We start from the raw sequence: 25,465 nt of genomic DNA on the forward strand, positions 1-25,465 counted from the left end.
ATCTCCCCTTAGGCAGTCAAGTTGAGCTATGACGACTCAATGCTTGGGAGCGGTCGATTGTTCCCCGGGGCGTGTTCGCCTTGAGCGATCACCTCTGCCGTGACGGCCGACCCCTCGCATACAGTCAGCCAAGTAATACTCACCACTGCACATTAACCATTACAAAGGGAGTCGAACGTGGACGGCACCGTGCGGGCCTGGGTCGACGGCTGGGTCGTCTCACGCGGGGCGTCGCCGCCGCTGGTCGAGCCCTGGGGCTACACGATCGACGTGGGCACGGCCGAGCACGTCACCCGGCACGTCCTCGACGCGGTGAACGACGCCGTCGAGGAACGGACCGTCCGCAAGGTGGCCGACGCGGTGACCGGGACGGGCGTGACGCTCAAGGTCTTCGCCGACCCGGCGACGGTCGTCGGCCGGCTCGGCGAGGGCTGGCGGACCGACCCCGAGCCGGGCTTCCTGATGTCGGTCCCGCTGACGCCCGCGGAGGCGCCCGCCGCCCCCGACGGCTACCGCGTACGCGTCTGGACGCGCGCCGGCGTCACCCGCGTGATGCTCGCGGCACCCGACGGTTCCTGGGCGGCCCGCGGCCAGATCGCCCCGACGGGCAGAACGGCGGTCGTCGACCAGGTGGAGACCTCCCCCGCACACCGCCGCCGGGGCCTCGGCTCCTTCGTCATGCGGACGCTCGCGCGGGAGGCCGTCGCCCAGGGCGCGGAGCAGGGCGTACTGGCCGGAACACCGGACGGACGGGCGCTGTACGAGGCGTTGGGCTGGCGGGTGGACGCGCTGCTGACGAACGCGAAGTTCAGGGCGCCGGGCGCGGACAGACCCTAGGTCGGCCTCCGCCACCGCCGCACCCACGGCCAGGTGGCGACCCCGACGGCCAGGGCCATCACATGTCCCCAGTTGGTCATCGGATCGGTGTACGCGACGAGGTCCTGCACCAGCGTCCCGCCGAACACCACCAGCACCGGCCACCCCAGCCAGGGCCGCAGCAGCCCCGCCAGCGCGCCCACGCTCGCCGCGACCCCGAAACTGATCCCGTAGTCGAGCCGGTGCAGCGAACTCTCCGGCAGCCACCCCACCAGCACCGCGAGCCCCACCGGGACCTCGGTCGCGAGGGTGGCCAGCACATGCCCGAGGGCGAACACCCCGGCGGTACGCGGCCCGCCGATCCGCCGCTCCAGCGCGGTGAGAACGAGCAGGAACACGATGGCGTACGGCGAGGTCATACCGCCCACGACCCACAGCGCACTGGTGACCAGCACGAACACGGGCGTCCGTACGAGGTGGGCGACATCCGTGCTGGAGCCCTGGTGGAAGGCGTGCACGAGGGCGGGGTCGGCGTGCTCGGCGACGAACGCCGTGACGAGGAGGACGGCGGCGAACGTGAAGGTGAACGGGGTCCCGGTGGGAGTGGGGAGAAGGCGCCAAGGCCGGAGAACCCGCCTGCCCGGAGCAGCCACGGGCCGCGCGGACACGGTCTCCACCGGTCCCCGCTGCCTCGGCATGCCGTCCAGCAGCCGTACGCCCTCCGCGACGGGCGCGTCCGAGGGCGCCGGCGAATCCGGCGTCATGTCACCCTTCGTATCGGCCCGTTCCACGGTGAGGCGCTCCTTCCGTTTCGCCCCAGCTTTCGCCCCGACACCTGCCGCTGTCTGTGACCCGCGCCACGCGCCGGTCGATTCACAGCAAGCCGATAAGCGCCTCAAAGACTCCTACGCGTGCGGCAGCGGCGGCGTGGCCGGCTGTGTTCCGTGCCCGGCGAGGTAGAGCTTCATGGCGCACTGGTCCTCCGCCTCGACGAACACCTGTTGCCCCCAGTGAGCGCTGAGGCGGTGCGCGACGTCGACCAGGCGACGGCGTTCCTCCGGCGAGTACGCGGGGAACCGGACCCAGCCCCGGTCGGCGATCCGGTTGCCCAGCTCGCTGAACAGCACCGCCCGCGCGCGCTGTTCCTCCTCGTCGGTCAGCGGCGTGGAACCGCCTTCCACGGGCTGCAACCGGACGTTGTACAGGTCTCGGACCACTGGTCGCTCGCAGGTCGCTCGGGGCTGTTCCGGAGAGACTACCGACACGCCTCGCACATCCCGTCGGCGCCGCAAATCACCTGGAGTTCACTCCACCGCCCCTGCCAAGATGCCCACATGACCCGTTCGACCACCTCCTGCACCGCCCCCGAAGTCCTGGACCGCCGCGACGGCCCGTACGGCGAAGTGGTGCTGCGGCGGCATGGGGAGTTACTGCAGATCATCGCCAACGGGTGCTTCCTGATGGACACTTCCGACGGCCGGTCCGAGCGTCTCCTCATGGACGCGGCCCTCGGCGCCCTCACCCCCGGGACGGCCGCTCCCCACGTCCTCATCGGCGGCCTGGGCGTCGGCTTCTCCCTCGCGCACGCCGCCGACGACGCCCGCTGGGGCCGTATCACCGTCGTCGAACGGGAAGCCGCGATCGTCGAATGGCACCGGAGCGGGCCGCTGGCGGACATCTCGGCCCGCGCCCTCTCCGACCCGCGCACCGAGATCGTCGCAGCCGATCTCGTGAAGTACGTCAATGAGACCTCTGCCACATTTGACGCACTGTGTCTCGACATCGACAACGGGCCTGGCTGGACGGTCACGGAGGACAACCGGAGCCTGTACTCGCAGGCCGGACTGGCAAGCTGCGCAAGGGTGTTGAGGCCGGGCGGGGTACTCGCGGTGTGGTCCGCGCAGCCCTCTCCGGAATTCGAGGGAACTCTACGGAATGCCGGATTCCAGGGGGTGCGTACCGAAGAGATCCCCGTTGCCCGGGGAGTTCCCGACGTCGTACACCTCGCCGTCAGGCCTGGATAGCCCTCACGCGGTGACTGCCCGTACTCTGCTTCCCTGACGCCGATCACTCATCCGATCAGTCGTGCGTCAATCGCAGTCATGCGCGAACAAGCGCAGCCAAGGAATCACCCCACTGGTTCCGGAAAGCACACTTCAGGGGCGGGCGATGGAGCAGACACACACCTCCCAGAACGGCGCGACGGCGACTCCCGGCGCCCAGCGCCGGGTTCTCGTGGTCGAGGACGATCCGACGATCGTCGACGCCATCGCGGCCCGTCTGCGCGCAGAGGGATTTCTCGTGCAGACCGCGGGCGACGGGCCGGCCGCCGTCGACACCGCCGAGGCCTGGCAGCCCGATCTGCTGATCCTCGACATCATGCTGCCCGGGTTCGACGGGCTGGAAGTTTGCAGGCGGGTACAGGCCCAGCGGGCCGTGCCCGTCCTGATGCTCACCGCGCGCGACGACGAGACCGACATGCTGGTCGGGCTCGGGGTCGGCGCCGACGACTACATGACGAAGCCCTTCTCCATGCGAGAGCTGGCCGCACGCGTGCATGTGCTGCTGCGCCGGGTCGAGCGGGCCGCCATCGCCGCGTCGACGCCGCGCTCCGGCATCCTGCGGCTCGGCGAGCTGGAGATCGACCACGCGCAGCGACGCGTGCGGGTGCGGTCCGAGGACGTGCACCTCACTCCCACGGAGTTCGATCTGCTCGTCTGCCTGGCGAACACCCCGCGTGCCGTGCTCTCGCGCGAGCAGCTGCTCGCCGAGGTGTGGGACTGGGCGGACGCCTCCGGCACCCGGACCGTCGACAGCCACATCAAGGCGCTGCGCCGGAAGATCGGCGCCGAGCGGATCCGTACGGTGCACGGGGTCGGCTACGCACTGGAGACGCCGACGCCATGAACCGGGGGCGGCCGGCCGCACGGAGGAGCCCCGGGGAGCCCTGGGGCGGCGCACGTCCGTTCTCGATCAAGACCAAGCTGGGTGCTCTGGTCGTCGTCTCGGTGCTGATCACCACCGGTCTGTCCATGATCGCGGTGCAGACCAAGACGGAGATCCGCTTCATCACGGTCTTCTCGATGATCGCCACACTGTTGATTACGCAGTTCGTGGCCCATTCGCTCACCGCGCCGCTGGACGACATGAACGCGGTGGCCCGCTCCATCTCGCACGGTGACTACACGCGCCGGGTGCGCGAGAACCGCTGGGACGAGCTGGGCGACCTGGCCCAGACGATCAACGTCATGGCCGACGAGCTGGAGGCCCAGGACCGCCAGCGCAAGGAGCTGGTGGCGAACGTCTCGCACGAGCTGCGCACCCCCATCGCGGGGCTGCGCGCGGTGCTGGAGAACGTCGTGGACGGCGTCTCGGCCGCCGACCCCGAGACCATGCGTACGGCGCTCAAGCAGACCGAGCGGCTCGGGCGGCTGGTGGAGACCCTGATGGACCTCTCCCGGCTCGACAACGGCGTCGTACCGCTGCGCACACGCCGCTTCGAGGTCTGGCCGTATCTCTCGGGCGTGCTCAAGGAGGCCAACATGGTCGCCTCCACGCGCGCGGGCATCGCGTCGGGCTCCGGCGGTCACACCCGTACGGACGTCCATCTGCACCTCGACGTCAACCCGCCCGAGCTGGTCGCGCACGCCGACCCGGAGCGGCTCCACCAGGTCGTCGCCAACCTGATCGACAACGCGGTCAAGCACAGCCCCGCGCACGGCCGGGTCACGGTGAAGGCGCGGCGCGGGGAGCAGGCCGAGTCACTGGAGCTGGAGATCCTGGACGAGGGTCCGGGCATCCCGCGCTCGGAGTGGCACCGGGTCTTCGAGCGGTTCAACCGCGGCGGCGTCAGCTCGCCGCACGGCCCGGGCAGCGACGGCGGTACGGGACTGGGGCTGGCGATCGCCCGCTGGGCGGTCGATCTGCACGGCGGCCGGATCGGAGTGGCCGAATCCGAGCGAGGATGCCGGATTTTGGTCACCCTTCCGGGAGACTCATCCGTCCCAAGTTGACGTAAAGTTCGAAGCGGAGCCACAAGATCCACCTGATGTCCGCGCTGACGGACGCGCGTGGACACGTGTGATTGGTCACAGGCCCGCGCATTTGGTGCGCCCGGCCGACAATCTGGGCATCCCCCACGTGTCCCTTTCGGACCGGAACCCCGCTTGTTTCCCGCCATTTCACCCCCCGAAACCCGTTTCTCGATGTGACTTACACGACGATGAACGGGCCCGGACTGACCTTTCGGCCACGGGGGCGTAGCCTTAATTCCCGCTGTCCATCACCTTGTGAAGCCACCATGTGAAGCGGAAGAGGGCGGTTGCCGCCGTGTCGCCACAGTCCCCCAGTAACTCATCGAGCATCTCGACCGACGAAGGAGCAGGTAACCCTGCGGCTGCGTTCGGACCCAACGAGTGGCTCGTCGACGAGATCTATCAGCAGTACCTCCAGGATCCGAATTCCGTAGACCGAGCCTGGTGGGACTTCTTCGCCGACTACAAGCCCGGAGCGGCTGCCGCCCCGACGGCTACGGCGGGTGCTGCGGCCGCGGGGGCCGCAGGTACCACCACGACCCCCACAACTGCCACAGCGGCTCCCGCCGCCCCCGTGGCTCCCGTGACCCCGGCCGTCCCGGCGCCGGCCCCGGCAGCCGCTCCCAAGCCCGCCGCTGCCGCACCGGCGGCTCCGGCCGCCCCTGCCGCGAAGCCCGTGGCAGCCGCTCCCGCCGCCAAGCCGAAGGCAGCTCCCGCGACCGAGGTGGCCGACGGCCCCGAGTTCGTGACGCTGCGCGGCCCCTCCGCCGCTGTGGCGAAGAACATGAACGCCTCGATCGAGGTGCCCACGGCCACGTCCGTGCGCGCGGTCCCGGTGAAGCTGCTCTTCGACAACCGCATCGTCATCAACAACCACCTGAAGCGCGCCCGGGGCGGGAAGATCTCCTTCACCCACCTCATCGGGTACGCGATGGTGCAGGCCATCAAGGCCATGCCGTCGATGAACTACTCCTTCACGGAGAAGGACGGCAAGCCGACCCTGGTGAAGCCGGCGCACATCAACTTCGGCCTGGCCATCGACCTGGTGAAGCCCAACGGCGACCGCCAGCTCGTCGTGGCCGGCATCAAGAAGGCCGAGACGCTGAACTTCTTCGAGTTCTGGCAGGCCTACGAGGACATCGTCCGCCGCGCCCGCGACGGCAAGCTGACGATGGACGACTTCACCGGCGTCACGGTCTCCCTGACCAACCCCGGCGGCCTCGGCACCGTCCACTCCGTGCCGCGTCTGATGCCCGGTCAGTCGGTCATCATGGGCGTCGGCTCCATGGACTACCCGGCGGAGTTCCAGGGCACCAGCCAGGACACCCTCAACAAGCTCGGCATCTCGAAGGTCATGACGCTCACGTCGACCTACGACCACCGGGTCATCCAGGGCGCCGCCTCCGGCGAGTTCCTGCGCGTCGTCGCCAACTACCTCCTCGGTGAGAACGGCTTCTACGACGACATCTTCGAGGCCCTGCGCATCCCCTACGAGCCGGTCCGCTGGCTCAAGGACATCGACGCCTCGCACGACGACGACGTCACGAAGGCCGCCCGCGTCTTCGAGCTGATCCACTCCTACCGGGTCCGCGGCCACGTCATGGCCGACACCGACCCGCTGGAGTACCACCAGCGCAAGCACCCCGACCTGGACATCACCGAGCACGGCCTCACCCTGTGGGACCTGGAGCGCGAGTTCGCGGTCGGCGGTTTCGCGGGCAAGTCCCTGATGAAGCTGCGCGACATCCTCGGCGTGCTGCGCGACTCGTACTGCCGCACCACCGGCGTCGAGTTCATGCACATCCAGGACCCGAAGCAGCGCAAGTGGATCCAGGACCGCATCGAGCGCGCGCACTCCAAGCCGGAGCGCGAGGAGCAGCTGCGCATCCTGCGCCGGCTGAACGCGGCGGAGGCCTTCGAGACCTTCCTGCAGACGAAGTACGTCGGCCAGAAGCGCTTCTCCCTGGAGGGCGGCGAGTCCGTCATCCCGCTCCTGGACGCGGTCATCGACAGCGCTGCCGAGTCCCGCCTGGACGAGGTCGTCATCGGCATGGCCCACCGCGGCCGGCTGAACGTTCTCGCCAACATCGTCGGCAAGTCGTACGCCCAGATCTTCCGGGAGTTCGAGGGCAACCTCGACCCGAAGTCGATGCACGGCTCCGGCGACGTCAAGTACCACCTGGGCGCCCAGGGCGTGTTCACGGGCCTGGACGGCGAGCAGATCAACGTCTCGCTGGCCGCCAACCCGTCCCACCTGGAGACGGTCGACCCGATCATCGAGGGAATCTCCCGCGCCAAGCAGGACATCATCAACAAGGGCGGCACGGACTTCACCGTCCTGCCCGTCGCCCTGCACGGTGACGCGGCCTTCGCGGGCCAGGGCGTGGTGGCCGAGACGCTCAACATGTCGCAGCTGCGCGGCTACCGCACCGGCGGCACGGTCCACATCGTCATCAACAACCAGGTCGGCTTCACCGCCGCCCCGGAGTCGTCGCGTTCCTCGATGTACGCCACCGACGTGGCCCGCATGATCGAGGCGCCGATCTTCCATGTGAACGGCGACGACCCCGAGGCCGTCGTCCGCGTCGCACGCCTGGCCTTCGAGTTCCGCCAGGCGTTCAACAAGGACGTCGTGATCGACCTCATCTGCTACCGCCGCCGCGGTCACAACGAGTCCGACAACCCGGCGTTCACGCAGCCCCTGATGTACGACCTGATCGACAAGAAGCGCTCGGTGCGCAAGCTCTACACCGAGTCTCTGATCGGCCGGGGCGACATCACCCTGGAAGAGGCCGAGCAGGCGCTCCAGGACTTCCAGGGCCAGCTGGAGAAGGTCTTCACCGAGGTCCGCGAGGCCATCTCCGCCCCGGCCGAGGCACTCGTCGGCGACCCCCGGGCCGAGTTCCCGGTGGCCGTGCAGACCGCGGTCTCCCAGGAGGTCGTCAAGCGCATCGCCGAGTCCCAGGTCAACATCCCCGACCACGTCACCGTCCACCCGCGGCTGCTCCCGCAGCTGCAGCGCCGGGCGTCGATGATCGAGGACGACACGATCGACTGGGGCATGGGCGAGACGCTCGCGATCGGCTCCCTGCTCCTGGAGGGCACCCCGGTGCGCCTCTCGGGCCAGGACTCCCGACGCGGCACCTTCGGCCAGCGCCACGCGGTCCTCATCGACCGGGTCACCGGCGAGGACTTCACCCCGCTCCAGTACCTGTCCGACGAACAGGCCCGCCTGAACGTCTACGACTCGCTGCTCTCCGAGTACGCGGTCATGGGCTTCGAGTACGGCTACTCGCTGGCCCGCCCCGACGCGCTCGTCATGTGGGAGGCGCAGTTCGGCGACTTCGTCAACGGCGCGCAGACGGTCATCGACGAGTACATCTCGGCCGCGGAGCAGAAGTGGGGCCAGACGTCCGGCGTCACCCTGCTCCTCCCCCACGGCTACGAGGGCCAGGGCCCGGACCACTCGTCCGCGCGCATCGAGCGGTTCCTCCAGCTGTGCGCCCAGAACAACATGACGGTCGCTCAGCCGACGCTCCCGTCGAACTACTTCCACCTGCTGCGGTGGCAGGTGCACAACCCGCACCACAAGCCGCTGGTGGTCTTCACCCCGAAGTCGATGCTGCGCCTCAAGGCGGCGGCCTCGAAGACGGAGGAGTTCACGACGGGCGCCTTCCGCCCGGTCATCGGCGACGAGTCCGCGAATCCGGCCGACGTCCGCAGGGTCGTCTTCTGCGCCGGCAAGCTGTACTACGACCTTGAGGCCGAGCGGAAGAAGCGCGGCATCACGGACACGGCGATCATCCGCATCGAGCGCCTGTACCCGCTCCCGGGTGCGGAACTCCAGGCGGAGATCGCCAAGTACCCCAACGCCGAGAAGTACCTGTGGGCGCAGGAGGAGCCGGCGAACCAGGGCGCGTGGCCCTTCATCGCCCTCAACCTGATCGACCACCTGGACCTCGCGGTCGGCGCGGACATCCCGCACGGCGAACGCCTGCGGCGCATCTCGCGCCCGGCGGGCTCGTCCCCGGCGGTGGGTTCGGCCAAGCGTCACCAGGCGGAGCAGGAGCAGCTGGTGCGTGAGGTGTTCGAGGCGTGAGCCTCTGACCCTGCCTGACGGCACAGGGCCCGGTACCGGAATTCGGTGCCGGGCCCTTCGTCATGGGTTCATGAGTTCATGAGCGTTCGGGAGGGTCGTAGTACACGCCCAGCTGCCTGACCCAGTCGGTGTTCTTCTCCCGCATCTCGTTGCGGACCCACAACCCCCGTACCCGGGTGAGGAGTTCCCGCACACTGCCCGACCTGCGCAGCAACTCCCGCTCCACACGGTTGTAGAACTCGGCGCAGTTCCTGTGGTCGGCCTCGCGGCTCCAGAGGATCAGGGGGTAGCCGAGGGAGCGGGCCGCGTCGAGTACGGCGGTGCCGGGGTCGTCCTCGGTGGCATGCCGGCAGGAGAGGGGTACGGCGTTGGCGGGGGCGTCGCGCAGATGGCGCCGCACTCCCTCCGGCGAGAGGTCGCCGGGTGGCCGCAGGCCGAGCAACGGGCCTCGGGACACGGCGTCCCAGCGGTCAGCCCGCTGCTGTTCGGTGGCATACGGAGACGGGCGCCCGGTCCCTCGGACGAACACGTTGCACTCCGTACGCAGAGCCGCGCCCGGCGCCCAGTTCATCACGTCGAGTTCCCACAGCAGGGCGTCCGGCAGCTCGTACTCGACCGTGGCCCTGATCTTTCTGGTGTCGGCCCACTCCAGCGCGGCTTTCAGCTGATCGCGCAGTTGGGGCACCGGTTCGCCCGGTCCGAAGGGTGCCTTGGGCGGCGCGGCTTGGCGGACCCGGTCGGTCTGTGTGGCCCGCACACTCCAGGTGTGGAGATCGTTCTGGCCGATTCGAGTGGGCCAGATCGTGACGGTGATCCGGCATCCGTCGCTGTCGGCGGACTGTGGGGCCGCTGGTGCGAGTGCCTGGCGGACCGCCCTCGACTGGCCGTCGGTCAGCCCGTTCTCGGCCTCCCTCTTGACCCAGGAGAGCAGTCCCTCGACGCCTCGGGTCCGGCCCTGTTCCGCACGTCGGGCGAGGATCCGTGCCACGTAGACGACGACGGATCCGGCGGCGCCGACCGCGTACAGGTGTCCGGCGCCGTCGCGCCAGCTGCGGGGGGTGTGGTCCGGTGTCGGCACCTCGGCGGTCATGAGCAGGTCCAGTACCGTCTCCGGCCTCTCCGGCGGCTCCAACTCGGCGAGCAGACCGTAGAGTTCCGGCTTCCCTGACCCCTGTCGGGCGTGCTGCCGGTCATGTGCGCGGACGATGCGATGCCACAGGTCGGCGCCCTTCTCCGGCCCCTTCTCGCACAGGTCCCGCAGCGCCTCGATGCGTACGGCCCGGCCCGGCCCGGTGTCCTCCGGCAGGGTGGCCAGGGCGACGCCGACGACCGAGCCGTCCCGTCGGCTCCGTACCGGAGCGCCTGCTCTCAGCTCCGAGAAGGGGGCGCCGACCAGGGTCATCGTGCGCTGCCCCGGCTGGCCTTCGGCGCGCGCGGAGCAGGACCGGACGACCGTGCCGAACGTGGCCCGTGTGGCGTCGAGCAGGGTCACGCCGTCGGGCCGTACGTCCGGTGTGTCCGTGAGCCACAGACAGCCGTAGCGGTCGGCGCCGTCCCGCAGTTCCAGGAGGGCCAACTCGCCTGTCGTGCGCACCGGCCAGGCCCGGTGGCCCAGTCCGTCCGTCGTGTGGACGGTGATCCGGGTCCGGTCGCCCTGCGGCACCCGCTCCACCACGCTCGCGCAGGTGACGAGGAAGCCCGGCGCGACGAAGAAGCCTGTGCCGACCGTGTCGCCGCCGACCCGGACGGCGGCCACGGCACGGCTGACGCTCTCGGACTCCCGGCGCTGCCCCGGCTCCAGCCGCACCGTGTCCACCCCGCGCGGCCACTTCTCGTCCCGGGAGGTGACCAGCACATGCCCACCGACCGGGAAGGGGAACGGCTCCCCCGAGCCCCCCGAACTCCCCGGGTCCTCCGACTCCTCCCAGCCGTCCAGGACGATCAGCCAGTCGAGGGCCGTGCCCGCCAGCACCCGGTACAGCTCCCTGAGGCGGGCGCCGATCTCCCCGCCCGCAGGCAGCCCGAACTCGACGCCCAGCCGGGCCAGCCGTTCCTTGCGTTCCTCGGCGTTGTCCCCCCCGACCCACCAGACGATGTCGTACGTGGCCCCGTAGTGCTGTGCGAACAGGGCGGCGAGGTCGGTCTTGCCGGACGACCGCGGCCCCACGAGGACGCACCTCGCGGAGTGACGCCCCTGCGACAGATTCCTCCGCACCCGCGCCAGCACGCCCTGCGGCGCCACGAATCCGGTGCTCGTACGGGGCACCCCGCTCCGCAGCCGCAACGTGGGCCCCGGGAAACGCGGGCCCCGGCCGCCGTCCGGGGAAGTCTCGGAGTCGAGGCCGAGGCCGGTGAGCAGCCGTTCCGTGGCCACCGTCCCGGTGGTGTCCCACACGCCCGTGCAGGCACCCACCTCCCGTTGCCAGGAGAAGCCCTCCCTGCGGGTCACGGTGACGGCGACGAGCCGGTCGTCCCTCAGCCCGGCGATCGCCCGGAGCGGGGTGCCGAGGCGGAAGGCGGAGTACCAGCTGCCGACGATGAGGACGACGCGTCCGCCATGGCGGCGGTGCGCCGACAGCCGCTCCCCTACCAGCCGCGCCAGCTCCGGCGGGTCCACCCGCATCGGCCGCTTCACCACGAACTGCCCGCGCGACGTCAGCAGATGGGCCACCCAGGTCGCCCATGCCTCGTCCTCCTCGACGTACATGACGTCGAAGACCTCCCCCTGTCCGCGCGGCGCCCCTCCCCCGGCGAACCGTCCCGCGACCAGCGCCGAGACCTCGGCGAACGCCCCCGGCACGCCGTCCGTGTCGTCCACCTCCGGCACGGCGGCCGGTCCCCCGCTCAGCTCGGCCAGCGCGAGCGCGGGGAAGTTGCGCGCCCGGCGCCCGAAGTGCCGGTCGACGTACTCGCCGCAGTGCTTGAGCACGAGCATGGCGTCCCCGCGCGGCAGCGACCGCAGGAGCACCTGCCGCACTCCCGGCCGGAACTCGTACCAGCCGTCCTCAGTGCCCCGCTCCAGCAGCCCGCTGAGCAGGACTTCGGCCAGTACGGTCGGGCCGGACCGGGGCTGCATGGCCCGCTGGACGAGCTGCATCACCGGCAGGGTGAGCGGTACCGCCGAGACGGACACGGCCAGCCCCACGGCCTGCCGTGACGCCGTCCGCCGAAAGGTCCGCACGATCGACTCCGCGTCCGCGACCGGCCGTTCGGGGCGGGGCGGGGACGGCGGATGGTCGCCCCGGACCCAGGCGGCCGGCGCGGGCACCGCCAGTCCGGTGCTGCCGGACAGCAGCCGCGCCCACGTCCCCAGCGCCGTACGGGTCAGCGACAGGACCGGCACCGGCAGCGCCCCGGGCGGTGGTACGTCGCCGTCCGCCGGGGTGAACTCCAGGCGCGCGCCCAGCCCTTCGCGCCGCCGGAGCGTACCGGGGAGCGCGGGCAGGTGCGTGCGCTGCCACATGCGCTGCGGCAACGGCTGGACGACCGCCACGGGCGCCGCCCGCGCCCAGTCGTGCAGCAGCCGCTGCATCGCCCCCGAGCGCCACGACGGGCCCGCGCAGTCGCTCAGTACGAGGGTCAGCTGGCGGCCGGTCGGATCGCGCAGCTGCTCGGCGGCGCGCAGGGCCCGGTCGGTGTCCCGGCCGGTCGCGACCACGAGGTGTCCGTCCTCGCCCGCGCGGACGTAGTACGCCGCCACCTCGCGGAAGGCGCCGAGTCCCGCGCACAGCTGCCGCAGTTCCTCGAACGCCGTGTCCCACACACCTGTTGATGTCGACACATCCATCAGGAGACAGAGGCGGGCCTCGCGGCGGGTGGTGGCACGCAGGACGGGGAGCAGGAGCCGGGTCTCCGCCGCCTGTTCCGCCGTGGCCTGTTCGTCCAGGTCGAGGGCGGGCAGCCGGACGGGCGGACGGTAGTGCTGGAGCGGACGCAGGCTGCGCTGGAGCGCGAGGGGGTGCGGCAGCGCGGTCGCGGCGGGGACCCTGACCCGGACGAAGTCGGCGCCCGTGCCGCCCGATCCGGGTTCCGCCCCGGCGGGCTGCGGCCGGTCGGCGTGGAGGCGCGTGCGGAGGGCGGCCGGCTCGGCGTGCTCCCCCGTGCCGCTCACCGGGGCGTCGGCGCGGGTCGGCGCGGGTGAGCCGCGTCTCCTCGCGAGGTCCGCCGCGGATGCCGCCGCCTCCGGCTCCCGCGAACCCAGCTCCGCCCGCGCCACGAACCGCGCCAGCCACAGAGCCTCCGCCAGCTCGCGCGCGGACGGCTCGACACCGCCGAGGCCGCGCAGCCGTTCGGCGAGTTCGGCCAACTGCCCGTCGGGTGAGGTCATCCGCGCGGTCCGCCGCTCCCGTACTCCCCCTGGTCGAGGGGCCGCATCAGCAGATCGGCCAGCCGCTGCCGGTCCGCCCGGTCCCGTACGGCCTCCTGGGTGAGGTAGATCGCGTTGAGGAGCTGATCGGCGGCGCGCAGGGAGCCCGGCGCCGAGTCGAGGAAGGAGCGGATGAGGTCGCCGCTCGCGTCCGGCCTCTCACCGTCCCCGCCGTCCCCGCCGCCGTCGTCTGTCTCGGCGCCCTCCGTGCCGAAGTGGGCGCCGACCATGGCTTCGAGGCGGGCCCGGCCCCAGGCGTCGTTGCGCGGCGAGGGCAGGTCGAGGTGGAGACAGCGGCGCAGCAGCGGGGCCGGGAAGTCGCGTTCTCCGTTGCTGGTCATCACGACGACCGGGAAGGCCTGGCAGCGGACCCGGCCGCCCCTCACCACCGCCCGCTCGTCGTCGTCCGTGAGGACCTCGACGTCCGTCTGCCGCCCCGCGACGCGCTGCAGCTCCGCGATGCGGAACTCCCCCTCCTCCAGGGCGTTCAGCAGGTCGTTCGGCAGGTCGATGTCGCTCTTGTCCAGCTCGTCGACCAGGAGGACGCGCGGCCGGTCGTACGGTAAGAGCGCGGTGCCGAGCGGGCCGAGCCGCAGATACTCGCCGATGTCCTCGGTGGGCCCACGGGTGCTGTCACCGGAGGGCGCCCCACGGTGTGCCTGGCCCCGCACCTTCGCCATCTGGCTGTCCTGGAGACGGGCGATCGCGTCATACGTGTACAGGCCGTCGCGCAGGCTCGTGCGGCTCACGATGGGCCACTGCAGGACCCGGCCCAGGCCCAGTTCGTGCGCGAGGGAATGGGCGAGCGTGGACTTGCCTGAGCCGGGGTCCCCGGTGACCAGCAGCGGGCGGCGCAGATACAACGCCGCGTTGATCAGCTCCAGTTCCTCCGGCCGCCAGGCGATGCCCCGGTCGCCGCGCGTCCCGAGGCGTCTGGTCGACTCCGTGCCGAGCGGCGGTACGACGGTGCCGGCGGGCTCGCCGTCGAAGTCGCGCCAGGGCGGCGGGGCGGGCAGTCGGCCGATGCCGTCGTGCGGCCGGTCGACGCCCCGGTAGATGAGCCAGTCCGGCAGGGGGGTGTCGGTCGTCAAGGGGACTCCAGCAGGTCGTCGCAGAGCGGGATCGGGCGCCCCGGGTCGTCGTAGAGCAGGGCGAGGTGTTCGGCCCAGTCGGCGTCGGGGACTTCCTGGCTGACGCGCTCACGCAGGGTGCGCAGGCGTTCGGGCAGGGCGGTCGCACGGCCGACGGAGTTGAGCAGTTCGGCGGCGCGGTCCTGCAGTTCGTCGCAGTCGGCGCCGCAGCCGTGCGGGTGTTCGGCCTTGAGGTTCCAGAGGACGACGCCGTATCCGGCCGCGACCGCCCGGGACAGCGGTGCGGTGCTCTCGGCCGGCGGCCGGCAGAGCACGGGGACCGCGCCGGGCGGCGCGTGGTCCAGGGTCTGCCGGGCGTAGGCCTCCGACGGCACGGGCAGCGCCTTCGGCGCGCCCTCGGCGACTCCGCGCCAGCGGTCGCGCCATACGGACGTGGGCTCTCCCCGCCGCTTCAGACAGCGCAGGACGACCTGCCGATGGACTCCGAAGGGCCGCTCGGCGGGGTGCGGGCGGAGGCTGCGGACGGCCGGTCCCGGCAGCCACAGATGGGCGTCCACTCCGAAGTGCTCAACCGGCAGGGCGAGTTCCAGGCGGGCCCGGCGCTCGCCGTCGAGCTGGTCGAAGGTGCGGGTCAGCGGCTCGTTCAGGACCTTCGGCAGTTCGGCGAGGGAGGCTCCTTCGCCGTCGATGCCCTCCTCCACGGCCTGCACGGTCTCGGGGCCGCCGATCCAGGTCCAGATGCGCCAGTGGAAGCGGTCCTTGGGCCGGTAGTAGTCGGGCTCCAGCTCGACGGCGACGACGGGTCCTTCACCGTCCTCGGCGCGGTCGCTCTCCTGGGGATCGCCCCGCCGTCCCCCGGCACGGGGGGCGTCGGCCCAGGGCACGGCCTCACCGGCCCCCACGCCCATCACGAGCACCCGCAGATGGTGGGGCAGGTCCTTGGCCCGCTTGTTCGCCCACTTCTCCAGTGCGGCGGCGGGGGCCGGCGCCCGCCGCTCGTACCGGTGCGCCACGACTCGCAGGTAGTGCAGCGACACGACGTCGGCGCCCATCTCATGGTCGTAGAGCCTGCCGTGCCCGTCGCGCCAGTCGCGCGGGGCGACCTCGTCCAGCCAGCCCTGTTCCTTGCCGACGACGTGCTCGATCAGCTTCCGCAGCTCGGCCGGCGACTCCGGCTCGGGCAGCCCGGCGAGCAGCGCGGAGGCCACGGCACTGTCCTGCGGCCCCCACCGGCGCTCGCCGCCCGTATCCATTCCGGCCTGCGCCTCCACCCAGGACTGGATGCCCGTGGCGCTGCGATGCCAGGTGTCATGGGCCCGGATCAGGGCCGCGTAGGGATTGTCCCCGAGTGTGCCCCCTTCCGGCTCGTCGTCCTCCCTGGTCCCCACGGCGACGGCCCGCCGCAACCCGCGCAAGGCGGTGGCCGCGACGGCCAGACCGCCGTCCTTCTGCGCCCGGCGCGCCTTGACGACACCGGCCACGAGCCCGCGCCGACGGTCGAGCAGCGGTCCGCCGGAGGCCCCGTGCGGGATCTCCACCATGGGCGCGAGGCTCAGGCCGTGCGCGCCGTCCTTGCCGTTGCACTCGGTCTGCCCGCTCCAGCGCTGGGGCGCGCCGCCCTTCGGGGTGCGCCAGCCGTACGCGGCGACCGTGTCCGGCGCGTCGTAGCGGTCGGTGAGCCGCACGCACGGGTGCGCCACGTTCTCCGTCAACCGGATGAGGACCAGGTCCTGCTCGGGGTCCGTGCCGCCACCGAGCCAGTAGGCCGGCCGCGCCCGCACATCGAGCCCGCCGTCCCCCTGGACCCTCACCCTCAAGGAGCCGACCCCCTCCGGCCCGTCCCCCAGAGGCAGGATGTGGGCGCAGCTCAGGACCCATCCCGGCGCGACGAAGAAGCCGCTGCCCCACAAGGTGTCCGGTTCGCTCTCCGGCCCGATGCGTACGGTGGCCCGGACGACCAGCGTTTCGAGCCCCTCCGCCGTCATACCGTCCCGGTGCTCTGGTCGTCGGGAACGGGGACGGGGACCGGAGCGGGGGCAGGGCCAGGAATCAGACTGGCGGCGGAGGCTGTGCCGTCGGCGCGGTCGCGATCCTCCTCCGGCCGCCAGGTGAGGGTGATGGACAGGGCCGCCTTGGCCTCACCGTCGGCGAGCAGGGCGATGGCCTTGCCCGGTTTGACGGCCAGTTCGACCCCGAAGGTGGCGCTGACCTCGTCCGGCCGGACGGCACGCGCCGCGTCGAGCACGGCCGAACCGACGCCCCGGACCAGCTCGTTCAGCTGGTCGATCCGCGCCGCCATGTGGTCGAGCGCCCCGACGTCGTCGTACGAGAACTCGTCCGCGCCACCCGGTACTTCGCCCGGGTCGAGCACACTGACCCGCGCGAGGACGGTGTCGCCCCCGGGCAGTCGGATCTCCTGAATCATGCGTTGTTCCACAGCGCCCCCCGAGCATGGTGACTAACAGTGAGGCCATTGTGCCCCTGCGAACACATGCGTGTGGGGAACTGTGGACAACCTCCCGTTCCGGCAACGGACGGCCGCCGACTGAGGTAGGCGAGGCCCTCCGCATAATCTGGAGACGTACGGCCAGCGGCCCGGCAGTCACCAGGAGAACGAGCGTGTATTTCACCGACCGAGGTATCGAAGAGCTGGAGAAGCGGCGCGGGGAGGAGGAGGTCACCTTCGAGTGGCTCGCCGAGCAGCTGCGGACCTTCGTCGACCTCAATCCCGACTTCGAGGTGCCGGTGGAGCGCCTGGCGACCTGGCTGGCACGGCTGGACGACGAGGACGACGAGTAGACCTGTGTCTTGACTTTCCGTGACCGCGATATATCGTGAATAGCAGAAGACGCGATATGGCGCGTCGTGCTGTGTCCAGGGGGTCCGCACCATGTCCACGACGTCCGAGTGGTCCGTCAAAGAGCCCGGCAAACTCACCTTCGACGAGCCCGTCACGGGCCTGCACGTACGCATCGTCAACGGCACGGTGAACGTGGTGGGTACGGACGAGGGTCCCGCCCGCCTGGAGGTCTCCGAGATCCAGGGCCCACCCCTGGTGGTGACCCAGGAGGACGGCGTCCTGACGGTGGCGTACGAGGACCTGCCCTGGAAGGGCTTCCTCAAGTGGCTGGACCGCAAGGGCTGGCAGCGCAACGCGGTGGTGTCCCTGGCCGTCCCGGCCGGCACCCGCGTGGAGGTGGGCGTGGTCGGCGCGGGCGCCGTCGTCTCGGGGGTCGACGGGCCGACGGTGGTGAAGGGTGTCACGGGCGACACGACACTCGTCGGCCTCTCCGGCCCGGTCCGCGCCGACACGGTCTCGGGCAGCCTGGAGGCCCAGGCGGTCACCGGCGACCTGCGCTTCAACTCCGTCTCCGGCGACCTCACCGTCGTCGAGGGCTCCGGGCCCTCCGTGCGCGCCGACTCGGTGAGCGGCTCCATGATCGTCGACCTGGACCCGGAGGGTCCGACGGACGTGCGGCTGACGAACGTCTCGGGCGAGATCGCCATCCGGCTCCCGCATCCGGCGGACGCCGAGGTCGAGGCGAACACGGCGAGCGGCACGATCTCGAACGCCTTCGACGGCCTCCGCGTCCACGGCCAGTGGGGCGCCCACCGCGTCACGGGCCGCCTGGGCGCGGGCACGGGCAAGCTGCGCGCGACGACGGTCTCCGGCTCGATCGCCCTGCTCCGCCGCCCCCAGCGGGAGGACGAATCGACCGACCGGACCGCCCCGGGGGAGAATTCCGGCCCGACAAACAAGAAGGTGCTCTGACATGTCCCCCGTCTTCGCCCACGGCCGTCTGCGTCTCTACCTGCTCAAGCTGCTGGACGAGGCCCCGCGCCACGGCTACGAGGTGATCCGCCTCCTGGAGGAGCGCTTCCAGGGGCTGTACGCGCCGTCGGCGGGCACCGTGTACCCCCGCCTGGCCAAGCTGGAAGCCGAGGGCCTGGTCACGCACACCACCGAGGGCGGCCGGAAGGTGTACGCCATCACGGACGCGGGCCGCGCCGAACTGGCCGACCGCAGCGGCGAACTGGCCGATCTGGAACTGGAGATCCGCGAGTCCGTCGCCGAACTCGCCGCCGAGATCCGGGCCGACGTCCGGGGCGCGGCGGGCGATCTGCGCAGGGAGGTGCGCGCGGCGGCGAGCGAGGCGCGCAGGGACTCCGGCGCGGAGGAGATGCGGCGCATCAGGCAGGAGTGGAAGGAGCAGGCCCGGCGCGCGAAGGACGAGAGCCGCCGGGCCCGTGAGGAGGCCCAGCGGGCCAGGCGCCAGGCCAAGGAGGCCCAGGAACACGCCCGCGCCCAGGCCCAGGAAGAGGTGCAGCGCATCGCGAAGCGCGTTCAGGAACAGGTCCAGGACCACTTCACGCGGGGCGACTGGCCGACAGGGGTCCGGGAGGGCCTGACCGAACTGGCCAAGGAGTTCGGCGAGTTCGGCAAGGGCTTCGGCTTCCCCCGCCCCAGCGGCACCACACCCCCCACGGCACCGGAACCGCAACCGGAGTACGAACCGACGTACACGGACACTCCCCCGGACTTCCCGGCCGGCTACGAACCGTCCTGGGCCCACGAGGAGTCCACCGGCAACCCGGCCCGCGACCTCGACCGCCTCCTCGACCGCTTCCGCGACGACATCCGCGACACGGCCCGCGACCACGGCGTCACGGACCCCCAACTCCAGGACATCCGCCGCCACTTGTCGGCAGCGGCGGCACATGTGGGGGCGGCACTGCGGACACCGAAGGTGTGAGCAGGGAGGGCGTGAGCAGGGAGGGACGAGCGAACCGGGGAGTCGGAGCCGAGGGCTGGGGGCGGGGCCAGGGATCTAGGGCTGGGGGGCCGGGGCCAAGGGGCGAGGGCTGGGGGGCCGGGACTGGAGGGCCGAAGCTGTGGAGGCGCCTGACGCGCGGCGCAGCGCAGGGCACCCGCCCGACGGGCCTCAGCCCGAACCCGTCAGCCCAAGCCCGCCAGCCCGAGCCCTCAGCCGGCGGCCTTCGCCTCACCCCCGCCGCCGTACAGCACACGGCTCAGGGCCTCGTACGTGACTCCCTGGTCGGCGAGGACCTCCGACGGTACGCCGGGGCGGGCCGTGAGGGCGAGGAGGATGTGCTCGTCGCCGATCCGGCGGTCCCGGTGGGCCACCGCGATGCGCAGGCACCTCTCCAGCACCTCCTTGGCGTCCCGGCTGAAGGTGGTGCGGCCGGACCACCACCCCCTGTCCTTGCGGTCGCCCGACATCGCGCCGACGCCGTGCACCTCCTCGACCCGGGAGACGAGGTCGGACACATCGATACCGAGCCCGGCGAGGGCGTCGGCCTCGGCCTGGGACAGCCCGGCACGGCGCCTGGCGTCGGCGAGGGCGGACCTCACCGGCTCCTTGCGGTCGGCGAGCCCGAGCGAGGCCAGCGCGAAGGAGGCCCGGCTCGCCTCGCGGTCGAGCAGCGCGAGCAGCAGGTGCTCGGCGTCGACGGACCGGCTGCCCGCGCGCTCGGAGTGCTCGACGGCACCCCGCACCACAGCACGCGCATCGTTCGTGAACCGTTCGAACATCACTGCCTCCCGTACTTCTTGTGCACGGCCTGCCTGCTGACACCGAGTTCCGCGGCGATCTCCTGCCACGACCAGCCCTGATTGCGCGCACCGCGCACCTGCACGGCCTCCAACTGCTCGACCAGCTTCCGCAGCGCGGAGACGGCCCGCAGTCCGACCCGCGGGTCGCGGTCGCCCGCGCGCTCGGCGAGATCTGTTGCTTCGGTCATGATGTCAACGTAGGTTGACACGCATGCCACTGTCAACCCATGTTGACGCAAACGAAGAGTGGAGGCGCACCACGCAGTGGCCGACGATCAGGACGTGGTCAGGAGGTACTGAGAACGATCTTGCCGAAGAGATCGCCGGATTCAAGGCGTTCGAAGCCCTCGCGGGCCCGGTCCAGCGGGAGCACCTCGTCGATGACGGGGCGTACGCCGGTGGCGGCGCAGAACGACAGGAGGTCCTCCAGCTCGTCCTTGGTGCCCATGGTCGAGCCGACGACCTTGAGTTCGAGGAAGAAGATGCGGGTGAGTTCGGCGTGCGAGGGGCGGTCGCCACTGGTGGCGCCCGAGATGACGAGCGTGCCGCCGGGCCGCAGCGACTTGACCGAGTGCGACCAGGTGGCCGCGCCCACGGTCTCGATCACGGCGTCGACGCGCTGCGGCAGCCGCGCCCCGGACTCAACTGCCTCGACGGCGCCCAGTTCCACCGCCCGCTTCCGCTTGGCCTCGTCCCTGCTGGTGGCGAAGACACGCAGCCCCGCCGCCTTACCGAGGATGATCGCGGCGGTAGCGACGCCACCGCCGGCGCCCTGTACGAGCACCGAGTCGCCGGGGCGTACGCCCGCGTTGGTGAAGAGCATGCGGTACGCGGTCAGCCAGGCGGTGGGCAGACAGGCGGCCTCGGCGAAGGACAGCTCCTTGGGCTTGGGCAGGATGTTCCACGCGGGTACGGCGACCTGCTCGGCGAAGGTGCCCTGATAACGCTCGGTGAGAATGGACCGGGGCTCTTTGGGTCCGACACCGTGCCCCGTCTGTCCGATGACGGAGTGCAGGACGACCTCGTTGCCGTCCGCGTCGACGCCGGCGGCGTCGCAGCCGAGGATCATCGGGAGCCGGTCCTCGGGGAGGCCGACTCCGCGCAGGGACCACAGGTCGTGGTGGTTGAGCGAGGCGGCCCTGACGTCGACGGTCGCCCAGCCGGGGCGCGCCTCCGGGGCTGGGCGGTCGCCCAACTCCAGCCCGTTGAGCGGGTGGTCGGGGTCGATACGGGCGGCGTAGGCAGCGAACATGACGTCGACGATAGGGGCCCGGCGAGGCCGGGGGGAACGGCACGACGCTGTGACACACACCCTGTTGATTTCGCCCCCGCCGCCCCTACCCGTCCCATCCTTCTGGGGGCTGCCGCCCCCAGACCCCCGCCACGGCCCTGAACGGGCCTCGTCCTCAAACGCCGGACGGGCTAAAAGATCAAACCCCGGCCGGCATTCGAGGACAACCACGCTTGACCCGCCCCTTTTCCCCGCCCGCCCACCTCCACCGCACTTCAGCACGGGCCTGGGCATTCCAGCCCGTCCGGCGCTTGAGGACGAGGCCGTCCAGGCCGAAGCGGGGGTCTGGGGGCGGCAGCCCCCAGGGATGGGACGGGTAGGGGCGGCGGGGGCGAAAGAAAAATGGCCCCGCCACAGCCGAAGCCGGACGGGACCACCCCTCAAACCAAAGTCGCTCGCGCTCAGCGTCGAGCGACCCCCTCCGCCCGAGCCGCCGCGGCAACCGCCGCGGTGACCGCCGGAGCGACCCGCTCGTCGAACGGCGACGGAATCACGTAGTCGGCGGCGAGATCCTCACCCACGACCGCAGCCAACGCATCCGCCGCCGCGATCTTCATCCCCTCCGTGATCCGAGACGCCCGCACCTGCAGCGCCCCCGCGAAGATCCCCGGAAACGCCAGCACGTTGTTGATCTGGTTCGGGAAGTCCGAGCGCCCGGTAGCGACGACCGCCGCGTACTTGTGCGCCACATCCGGGTGCACCTCGGGGTCCGGGTTGGCCATCGCGAACACGAACGCGCCGTCCGCCATCGAAGCCACCGCCGCCTCCGGGACCGTACCGCCGGAGACCCCGATGAAGACGTCGGCGCCGGCGAGCGCGGACTCGAGCGACCCGCTCAGCCCCGCCCGGTTCGTCAGCTCGGCCAGCTCGCGCTTGACCGGCGTGAGGTCGTCCCGGTCCGCCGAGACGATGCCCTTGCGGTCTGCGACGGCCACGTCCCCGAGGCCCGCCTCCAGCAGGAACTTCGCGATGGCGACTCCCGCCGCACCCGCGCCCGAGATCACCCCCCGCAGCTCGCCCAGCTCCCGCCCGGTGAGCCGCGCAGCGTTGCGCAGGGCCGCCAGCGTCACGACCGCCGTGCCGTGCTGGTCGTCGTGGAAGACCGGGATGTCCAGCCGCTCCTGGAGCTGCCGCTCGATCTCGAAGCACCGCGGTGCCGAGATGTCCTCCAGGTTGACCCCGCCGAAGGACGGCGCCAGCCGGACCACGGTCTCGACGATCTCGTCCACGTCCGTGCAGGCCAGCGCGATCGGGACCGCGTCCACGCCGCCGAACTGCTTGAACAGGATCGCCTTGCCCTCCATCACCGGAAGGGAGGCCTCGGGACCGATGTCCCCGAGTCCGAGCACCGCCGTACCGTCCGTCACGACCGCGACGACGGACGACTTCCAGGTGTAGTCGTTGACGAGGTCGGGCTGCTCGGCGATGGCGGTGCACACCCGGGCCACACCGGGTGTGTACGCGAGGGACAGGTCGTCCTTGTCACGGATCGGCACGGTGGCCTGCACGGCCATCTTGCCGCCCCGGTGCAGAGCGAACGCCGGGTCGAACTCACCGGCATCGCCGCCGGTGCCGATGTTGATGTCGCTGCGAGGATTGACGATCTCCGCTGCCACTTTTTGTACCCCTTAAGTCTTCAAGGTTTGAGGGTGACCACTCCTGGTGAGGGGTGGGCGGGCACCGCGCGAGGCCCCGGTGAGTGATGCGCACGGGCACAAGCGCGACGGACGCGCCGCACACGCGCCCTGAGCCCCGGATGAGGGGTGTAAAGAACCTTCTTACCGGACGGAGGACACCGACGACGACCCCTATAAGTCGAAGGTCACACGTGGGTGACATGACACATCACCACACACGGCCGCATACCCGGACATGATCGATCAAATCGAGAAGCGAGTCGGGCCGGGAGATGGGCCGGACGGAGTCCTCGCGCGGCCGTCCATACGGAGGTACGTGCGGATGGCAACAGCCGCTCACCTGGCGAGATACACCGAAGATCTTCCGGCCGGAACGAATGATTCCCGTAGAAGGTCCGGGAAGGTCCGGCTCTGATGCACCGACCTGACGCTCAACGGGGGTCACCCGTTATCCGATTTTGACATAGCCGGTCGTCTGAATGCCTCCGTCCGAATGGCAAGATGCCGTAATCACACAAGGTCGCGACACTCAAAGATGCGTGCACAAGTCGACCCGCCGGTTCCGCCCGCTCCAATCGGGCGGGCGGCGGCCCCAATGGCACACCATCCATCCGCCGGAGGAACCCACCATGACCGCAAGCTCCACCCTTCGTACGACCGCCGCGCAGAACCGGCTAGCCGCGGTCGGTGCGATCGCGGTCGCGGGCGCCCTGCTGCTCACCGGGTGCGGTGACCAGACCAAGGACAAGGGCAGTGGCTCGGAGAGCGCCTCGACGAGTTCGGCCCCGCTCGCTGACAAGCTCCCCCAGGCGATCCGGGACAAGGGCGTCATCACCGTCGGCTCGGACATCGCGTACGCGCCGGTCGAGTTCAAGGACGACTCCGGCAAGACGGTCGGTATCGACCCGGACCTCGCGGACGCCATGGGCAAGCAGCTCGGTGTGAAGTTCGAGTTCCAGAACGGCACCTTCGACACCCTGATCACGGGTCTGCGCTCCAAGCGGTACGACATCGCCATGTCCGCGATGACCGACACCAAGGACCGCCAGGAGGGCACCGAGAACGGCAAGAAGGTCGGCGAGGGCGTCGACTTCGTCGACTACTTCACCGCCGGTGTCTCGATCTACACCAAGAAGGGCGACGACCAGGGCATCAAGACCTGGTCCGACCTGTGCGGCAAGAAGATCGCGGTGCAGCGCGGCACGGTCTCCGAGGACCTCGCCAAGGCCGAGACGGCGAAGTGTACGGGCGGCAAGAAGATCGCCATCGAGTCGTACGACAACGACCAGCAGGCCCAGACCCGGGTGCGCGCGGGCGGCGCGGACGCCGGCTCCTCCGACTTCCCGGTCACGGCGTACGCGGTGAAGACCTCGGGCGGCGGCAACGACTTCCAGGTCGTCGGTGAGCAGGTCGAGGCGGCGCCGTACGGCATCGCGGTCGCCAAGACGAGCACGGAGCTGCGGGACGCCCTGAAGGCCGCGCTGGACGCGATCATCAAGAACGGCGAGTACGCCAAGATCGTCGCCAAGTGGGGCGTCGAGGACGGCGCCGTGACGACGGCCACCGTCAACGGCGGCAAGTGAACCGGGCTCACGGAAGCTACGGGCACTGAAAGGCAACACCCGTGACTGTTGACACCGACAAGACGACAGGACCGGCGGACACTCCCCCGGCCGGACCGGAGGCCATCAAGGCCGTCCCGGTCCGGCACTACGGGCGGTACGTCTCGGCCCTGATCGCGATCGCGCTCTTCGTCGCGATCATCTCCGCGTTCGCCCAGGGCAACATCAACTGGGGCGCCGTACCGGACTACTTCTTCGACGACCGCATCATCACCGGCGTCTGGAAGACCCTCCTGCTGACGGTCCTCTCGATGCTGATCGGCATCGTCGGCGGCATCCTGCTCGCCGTCATGCGGCTGTCGAAGAACCCGGTGACCTCGACCATCGCCTGGTTCTACATCTGGTTCTTCCGCGGCACCCCGGTCCTGGTCCAGCTGGTCGTCTGGTTCAACCTGGGCCTGGTCTTCACGTACATCAACCTCGGTCCGATCTACAAGGACTACTGGTCCAGCTTCATGACGCCGCTGCTGACGGCGCTCCTGGGCCTGGGCCTGAACGAGGCCGCCTACATGGCGGAGATCTGCCGCGCCGGCCTCCTGTCGGTCGACGAGGGCCAGACCGAGGCCTCGCACGCCCTGGGCATGAGCCACGCCAAGACCCTGCGCCGGATCGTGATCCCGCAGGCGATGCGCGTGATCGTGCCGCCCACGGGCAACGAGGTCATCAACATGCTGAAGACGACCTCGCTGGTGTCGGTGGTGCAGTTCGCCGAACTGTTCCGCTACGCCCAGGACATCGGACAGACGTCCGGTGCCCCGGTGGAGATGTACTTCCTCGCCGCGGCCTGGTACCTGATCCTCACCTCGGTCCTCAGCGTCGGCCAGTACTACATCGAGCGGTACTACGCGCGCGGTTCCAGCCGTTCGCTTCCGGCCACGCCGTTGCAGAAGATCAAGGCGAACATGCTGTCCCTCGGAAGCTGGAGGCGCTGACC

The 25,465-nt window shown here is 70.8% G+C and carries 20 protein-coding genes; 10 read left to right on the forward strand and 10 right to left on the reverse strand.

Translation table 11 applies throughout. The annotated features are described in order from the left end of the window. The first annotated feature begins 177 nt into the window (after positions 1-177). The gene (locus tag ACWDR4_RS10335; RefSeq protein WP_450406441.1) at positions 178-837 is read left to right on the forward strand and encodes a GNAT family N-acetyltransferase; all 660 of its coding nucleotides are present in this window, start codon (positions 178-180) and stop codon (positions 835-837) included. Here the strand turns inward: ACWDR4_RS10335 and ACWDR4_RS10340 are convergent. Both ACWDR4_RS10340 and ACWDR4_RS10345 read right to left on the reverse strand, forming a co-directional pair. Then, positions 834-1,580, reverse strand: a complete 747-nt coding sequence (locus tag ACWDR4_RS10340) for a rhomboid-like protein (protein ID WP_450406444.1) — start codon at positions 1,578-1,580, stop codon at positions 834-836. The genes ACWDR4_RS10335 and ACWDR4_RS10340 overlap by 4 nt on opposite strands. A gap of 141 nt (positions 1,581-1,721) precedes the next feature. Then, the gene (locus ACWDR4_RS10345; RefSeq protein WP_450406648.1) at positions 1,722-1,997 is read right to left on the reverse strand and encodes a hypothetical protein; all 276 of its coding nucleotides are present in this window, start codon (positions 1,995-1,997) and stop codon (positions 1,722-1,724) included. Between the two features lie 153 nt (positions 1,998-2,150). On the opposite strand from ACWDR4_RS10345, the gene ACWDR4_RS10350 reads away from it, so the two are divergent. From ACWDR4_RS10350 to ACWDR4_RS10365, 4 genes are all read left to right on the forward strand, one after another. Then, complete coding sequence (locus ACWDR4_RS10350) at positions 2,151-2,840, forward strand: spermine/spermidine synthase domain-containing protein (protein ID WP_450406447.1); 690 nt, start codon at positions 2,151-2,153, stop codon at positions 2,838-2,840. A gap of 145 nt (positions 2,841-2,985) precedes the next feature. Continuing rightward, positions 2,986-3,723, forward strand: a complete 738-nt coding sequence (locus tag ACWDR4_RS10355) for a response regulator transcription factor (protein ID WP_006383578.1) — start codon at positions 2,986-2,988, stop codon at positions 3,721-3,723. Next, positions 3,720-4,829, forward strand: coding sequence for an ATP-binding protein (locus tag ACWDR4_RS10360; RefSeq protein WP_450406451.1), 1,110 nt, complete (start codon positions 3,720-3,722; stop codon positions 4,827-4,829). Before ACWDR4_RS10355 ends, ACWDR4_RS10360 begins: the two co-directional genes overlap by 4 nt. A 316-nt stretch (positions 4,830-5,145) precedes the next feature. Then, positions 5,146-8,949: a multifunctional oxoglutarate decarboxylase/oxoglutarate dehydrogenase thiamine pyrophosphate-binding subunit/dihydrolipoyllysine-residue succinyltransferase subunit gene (locus tag ACWDR4_RS10365; RefSeq protein ID WP_450406454.1), complete on the forward strand. Its 3,804-nt coding sequence runs from the start codon at positions 5,146-5,148 to the stop codon at positions 8,947-8,949. 76 nt (positions 8,950-9,025) lie between these two features. Here ACWDR4_RS10365 and ACWDR4_RS10370 read toward each other — a convergent pair whose 3' ends face one another. From ACWDR4_RS10370 to ACWDR4_RS10385, 4 genes are read right to left on the reverse strand one after another with little or no spacing between them, the layout of a single operon-like run. Beyond that, positions 9,026-13,276, reverse strand: a complete 4,251-nt coding sequence (locus tag ACWDR4_RS10370; protein WP_450406456.1) for an SAV_2336 N-terminal domain-related protein — start codon at positions 13,274-13,276, stop codon at positions 9,026-9,028. After that, a complete protein-coding gene (locus ACWDR4_RS10375) occupies positions 13,273-14,388 on the reverse strand; it encodes an AAA family ATPase (RefSeq protein ID WP_450406651.1) in 1,116 nt (371 codons plus the stop codon). The genes ACWDR4_RS10370 and ACWDR4_RS10375 overlap by 4 nt, the downstream gene beginning before the upstream one ends. A gap of 14 nt (positions 14,389-14,402) precedes the next feature. Continuing rightward, entirely contained in the window at positions 14,403-16,391 is a 1,989-nt protein-coding gene (locus ACWDR4_RS10380) for a VMAP-C domain-containing protein (protein WP_450406459.1), read from the reverse strand. After that, entirely contained in the window at positions 16,388-16,831 is a 444-nt protein-coding gene (locus tag ACWDR4_RS10385; RefSeq protein ID WP_450406461.1) for a CU044_2847 family protein, read from the reverse strand. The genes ACWDR4_RS10380 and ACWDR4_RS10385 overlap by 4 nt, the downstream gene beginning before the upstream one ends. A gap of 194 nt (positions 16,832-17,025) precedes the next feature. Here ACWDR4_RS10385 and ACWDR4_RS10390 point away from each other — a divergent pair, with 194 nt between their 5' ends. From ACWDR4_RS10390 to ACWDR4_RS10400, 3 genes are all read left to right on the forward strand, one after another. Beyond that, positions 17,026-17,205 (forward strand): DUF6104 family protein, encoded by a 180-nt coding sequence (locus ACWDR4_RS10390; protein ID WP_003992906.1) that lies wholly within the window; start codon positions 17,026-17,028, stop codon positions 17,203-17,205. Positions 17,206-17,296: 91 nt separating this feature from the next. Next, positions 17,297-18,178, forward strand: coding sequence for a DUF4097 family beta strand repeat-containing protein (locus ACWDR4_RS10395; RefSeq protein WP_450406464.1), 882 nt, complete (start codon positions 17,297-17,299; stop codon positions 18,176-18,178). Position 18,179: 1 nt separating this feature from the next. Beyond that, positions 18,180-19,160: a helix-turn-helix transcriptional regulator gene (locus tag ACWDR4_RS10400; RefSeq protein WP_450406466.1), complete on the forward strand. Its 981-nt coding sequence runs from the start codon at positions 18,180-18,182 to the stop codon at positions 19,158-19,160. A gap of 230 nt (positions 19,161-19,390) precedes the next feature. Here ACWDR4_RS10400 and ACWDR4_RS10405 read toward each other — a convergent pair whose 3' ends face one another. From ACWDR4_RS10405 to ACWDR4_RS10420, 4 genes are all read right to left on the reverse strand, one after another. Next, positions 19,391-19,960, reverse strand: a complete 570-nt coding sequence (locus ACWDR4_RS10405) for a Clp protease N-terminal domain-containing protein (RefSeq protein WP_450406469.1) — start codon at positions 19,958-19,960, stop codon at positions 19,391-19,393. Next, on the reverse strand, positions 19,960-20,169 hold the full coding sequence (locus ACWDR4_RS10410) for a helix-turn-helix domain-containing protein (protein WP_105975866.1): 210 nt from the start codon (positions 20,167-20,169) through the stop codon (positions 19,960-19,962). Before ACWDR4_RS10410 ends, ACWDR4_RS10405 begins: the two co-directional genes overlap by 1 nt. A gap of 98 nt (positions 20,170-20,267) precedes the next feature. Beyond that, a complete protein-coding gene (locus tag ACWDR4_RS10415) occupies positions 20,268-21,233 on the reverse strand; it encodes a zinc-binding dehydrogenase (protein WP_450406472.1) in 966 nt (321 codons plus the stop codon). 440 nt (positions 21,234-21,673) lie between these two features. Then, positions 21,674-22,888, reverse strand: a complete 1,215-nt coding sequence (locus ACWDR4_RS10420) for an NAD(P)-dependent malic enzyme (protein ID WP_450406475.1) — start codon at positions 22,886-22,888, stop codon at positions 21,674-21,676. Between the two features lie 650 nt (positions 22,889-23,538). Between ACWDR4_RS10420 and ACWDR4_RS10425 the strand changes: the two genes are divergently transcribed. Both ACWDR4_RS10425 and ACWDR4_RS10430 read left to right on the forward strand, forming a co-directional pair. After that, positions 23,539-24,492, forward strand: a complete 954-nt coding sequence (locus tag ACWDR4_RS10425) for an ABC transporter substrate-binding protein (protein WP_450406478.1) — start codon at positions 23,539-23,541, stop codon at positions 24,490-24,492. 41 nt (positions 24,493-24,533) lie between these two features. Then, positions 24,534-25,463 (forward strand): amino acid ABC transporter permease, encoded by a 930-nt coding sequence (locus ACWDR4_RS10430; RefSeq protein ID WP_450406480.1) that lies wholly within the window; start codon positions 24,534-24,536, stop codon positions 25,461-25,463. Positions 25,464-25,465: the final 2 nt, after the last annotated feature.

This window comes from Streptomyces sp. NPDC000878, assembly GCF_053599695.1.

What these genes read in the sequence shown, in the direction of transcription:
- ACWDR4_RS10360 (WP_450406451.1), top strand. Translation starts at nt 3,720, where the DNA reads ATGAACCGGGGGCGGCCGGCCGCACGGAGGAGCCCCGGGGAGCCCTGG.
- ACWDR4_RS10400 (WP_450406466.1), top strand. Translation starts at nt 18,180, where the DNA reads ATGTCCCCCGTCTTCGCCCACGGCCGTCTGCGTCTCTACCTGCTCAAG.
- ACWDR4_RS10350 (WP_450406447.1), top strand. Translation starts at nt 2,151, where the DNA reads ATGACCCGTTCGACCACCTCCTGCACCGCCCCCGAAGTCCTGGACCGC.
- ACWDR4_RS10410 (WP_105975866.1), bottom strand. Translation starts at nt 20,169, where the DNA reads ATGACCGAAGCAACAGATCTCGCCGAGCGCGCGGGCGACCGCGACCCG.
- ACWDR4_RS10425 (WP_450406478.1), top strand. Translation starts at nt 23,539, where the DNA reads ATGACCGCAAGCTCCACCCTTCGTACGACCGCCGCGCAGAACCGGCTA.
- ACWDR4_RS10340 (WP_450406444.1), bottom strand. Translation starts at nt 1,580, where the DNA reads ATGACGCCGGATTCGCCGGCGCCCTCGGACGCGCCCGTCGCGGAGGGC.
- ACWDR4_RS10395 (WP_450406464.1), top strand. Translation starts at nt 17,297, where the DNA reads ATGTCCACGACGTCCGAGTGGTCCGTCAAAGAGCCCGGCAAACTCACC.
- ACWDR4_RS10405 (WP_450406469.1), bottom strand. Translation starts at nt 19,960, where the DNA reads ATGTTCGAACGGTTCACGAACGATGCGCGTGCTGTGGTGCGGGGTGCC.
- ACWDR4_RS10370 (WP_450406456.1), bottom strand. Translation starts at nt 13,276, where the DNA reads ATGACCTCACCCGACGGGCAGTTGGCCGAACTCGCCGAACGGCTGCGC.
- ACWDR4_RS10415 (WP_450406472.1), bottom strand. Translation starts at nt 21,233, where the DNA reads ATGTTCGCTGCCTACGCCGCCCGTATCGACCCCGACCACCCGCTCAAC.
- ACWDR4_RS10355 (WP_006383578.1), top strand. Translation starts at nt 2,986, where the DNA reads ATGGAGCAGACACACACCTCCCAGAACGGCGCGACGGCGACTCCCGGC.
- ACWDR4_RS10385 (WP_450406461.1), bottom strand. Translation starts at nt 16,831, where the DNA reads ATGATTCAGGAGATCCGACTGCCCGGGGGCGACACCGTCCTCGCGCGG.
- ACWDR4_RS10380 (WP_450406459.1), bottom strand. Translation starts at nt 16,391, where the DNA reads ATGACGGCGGAGGGGCTCGAAACGCTGGTCGTCCGGGCCACCGTACGC.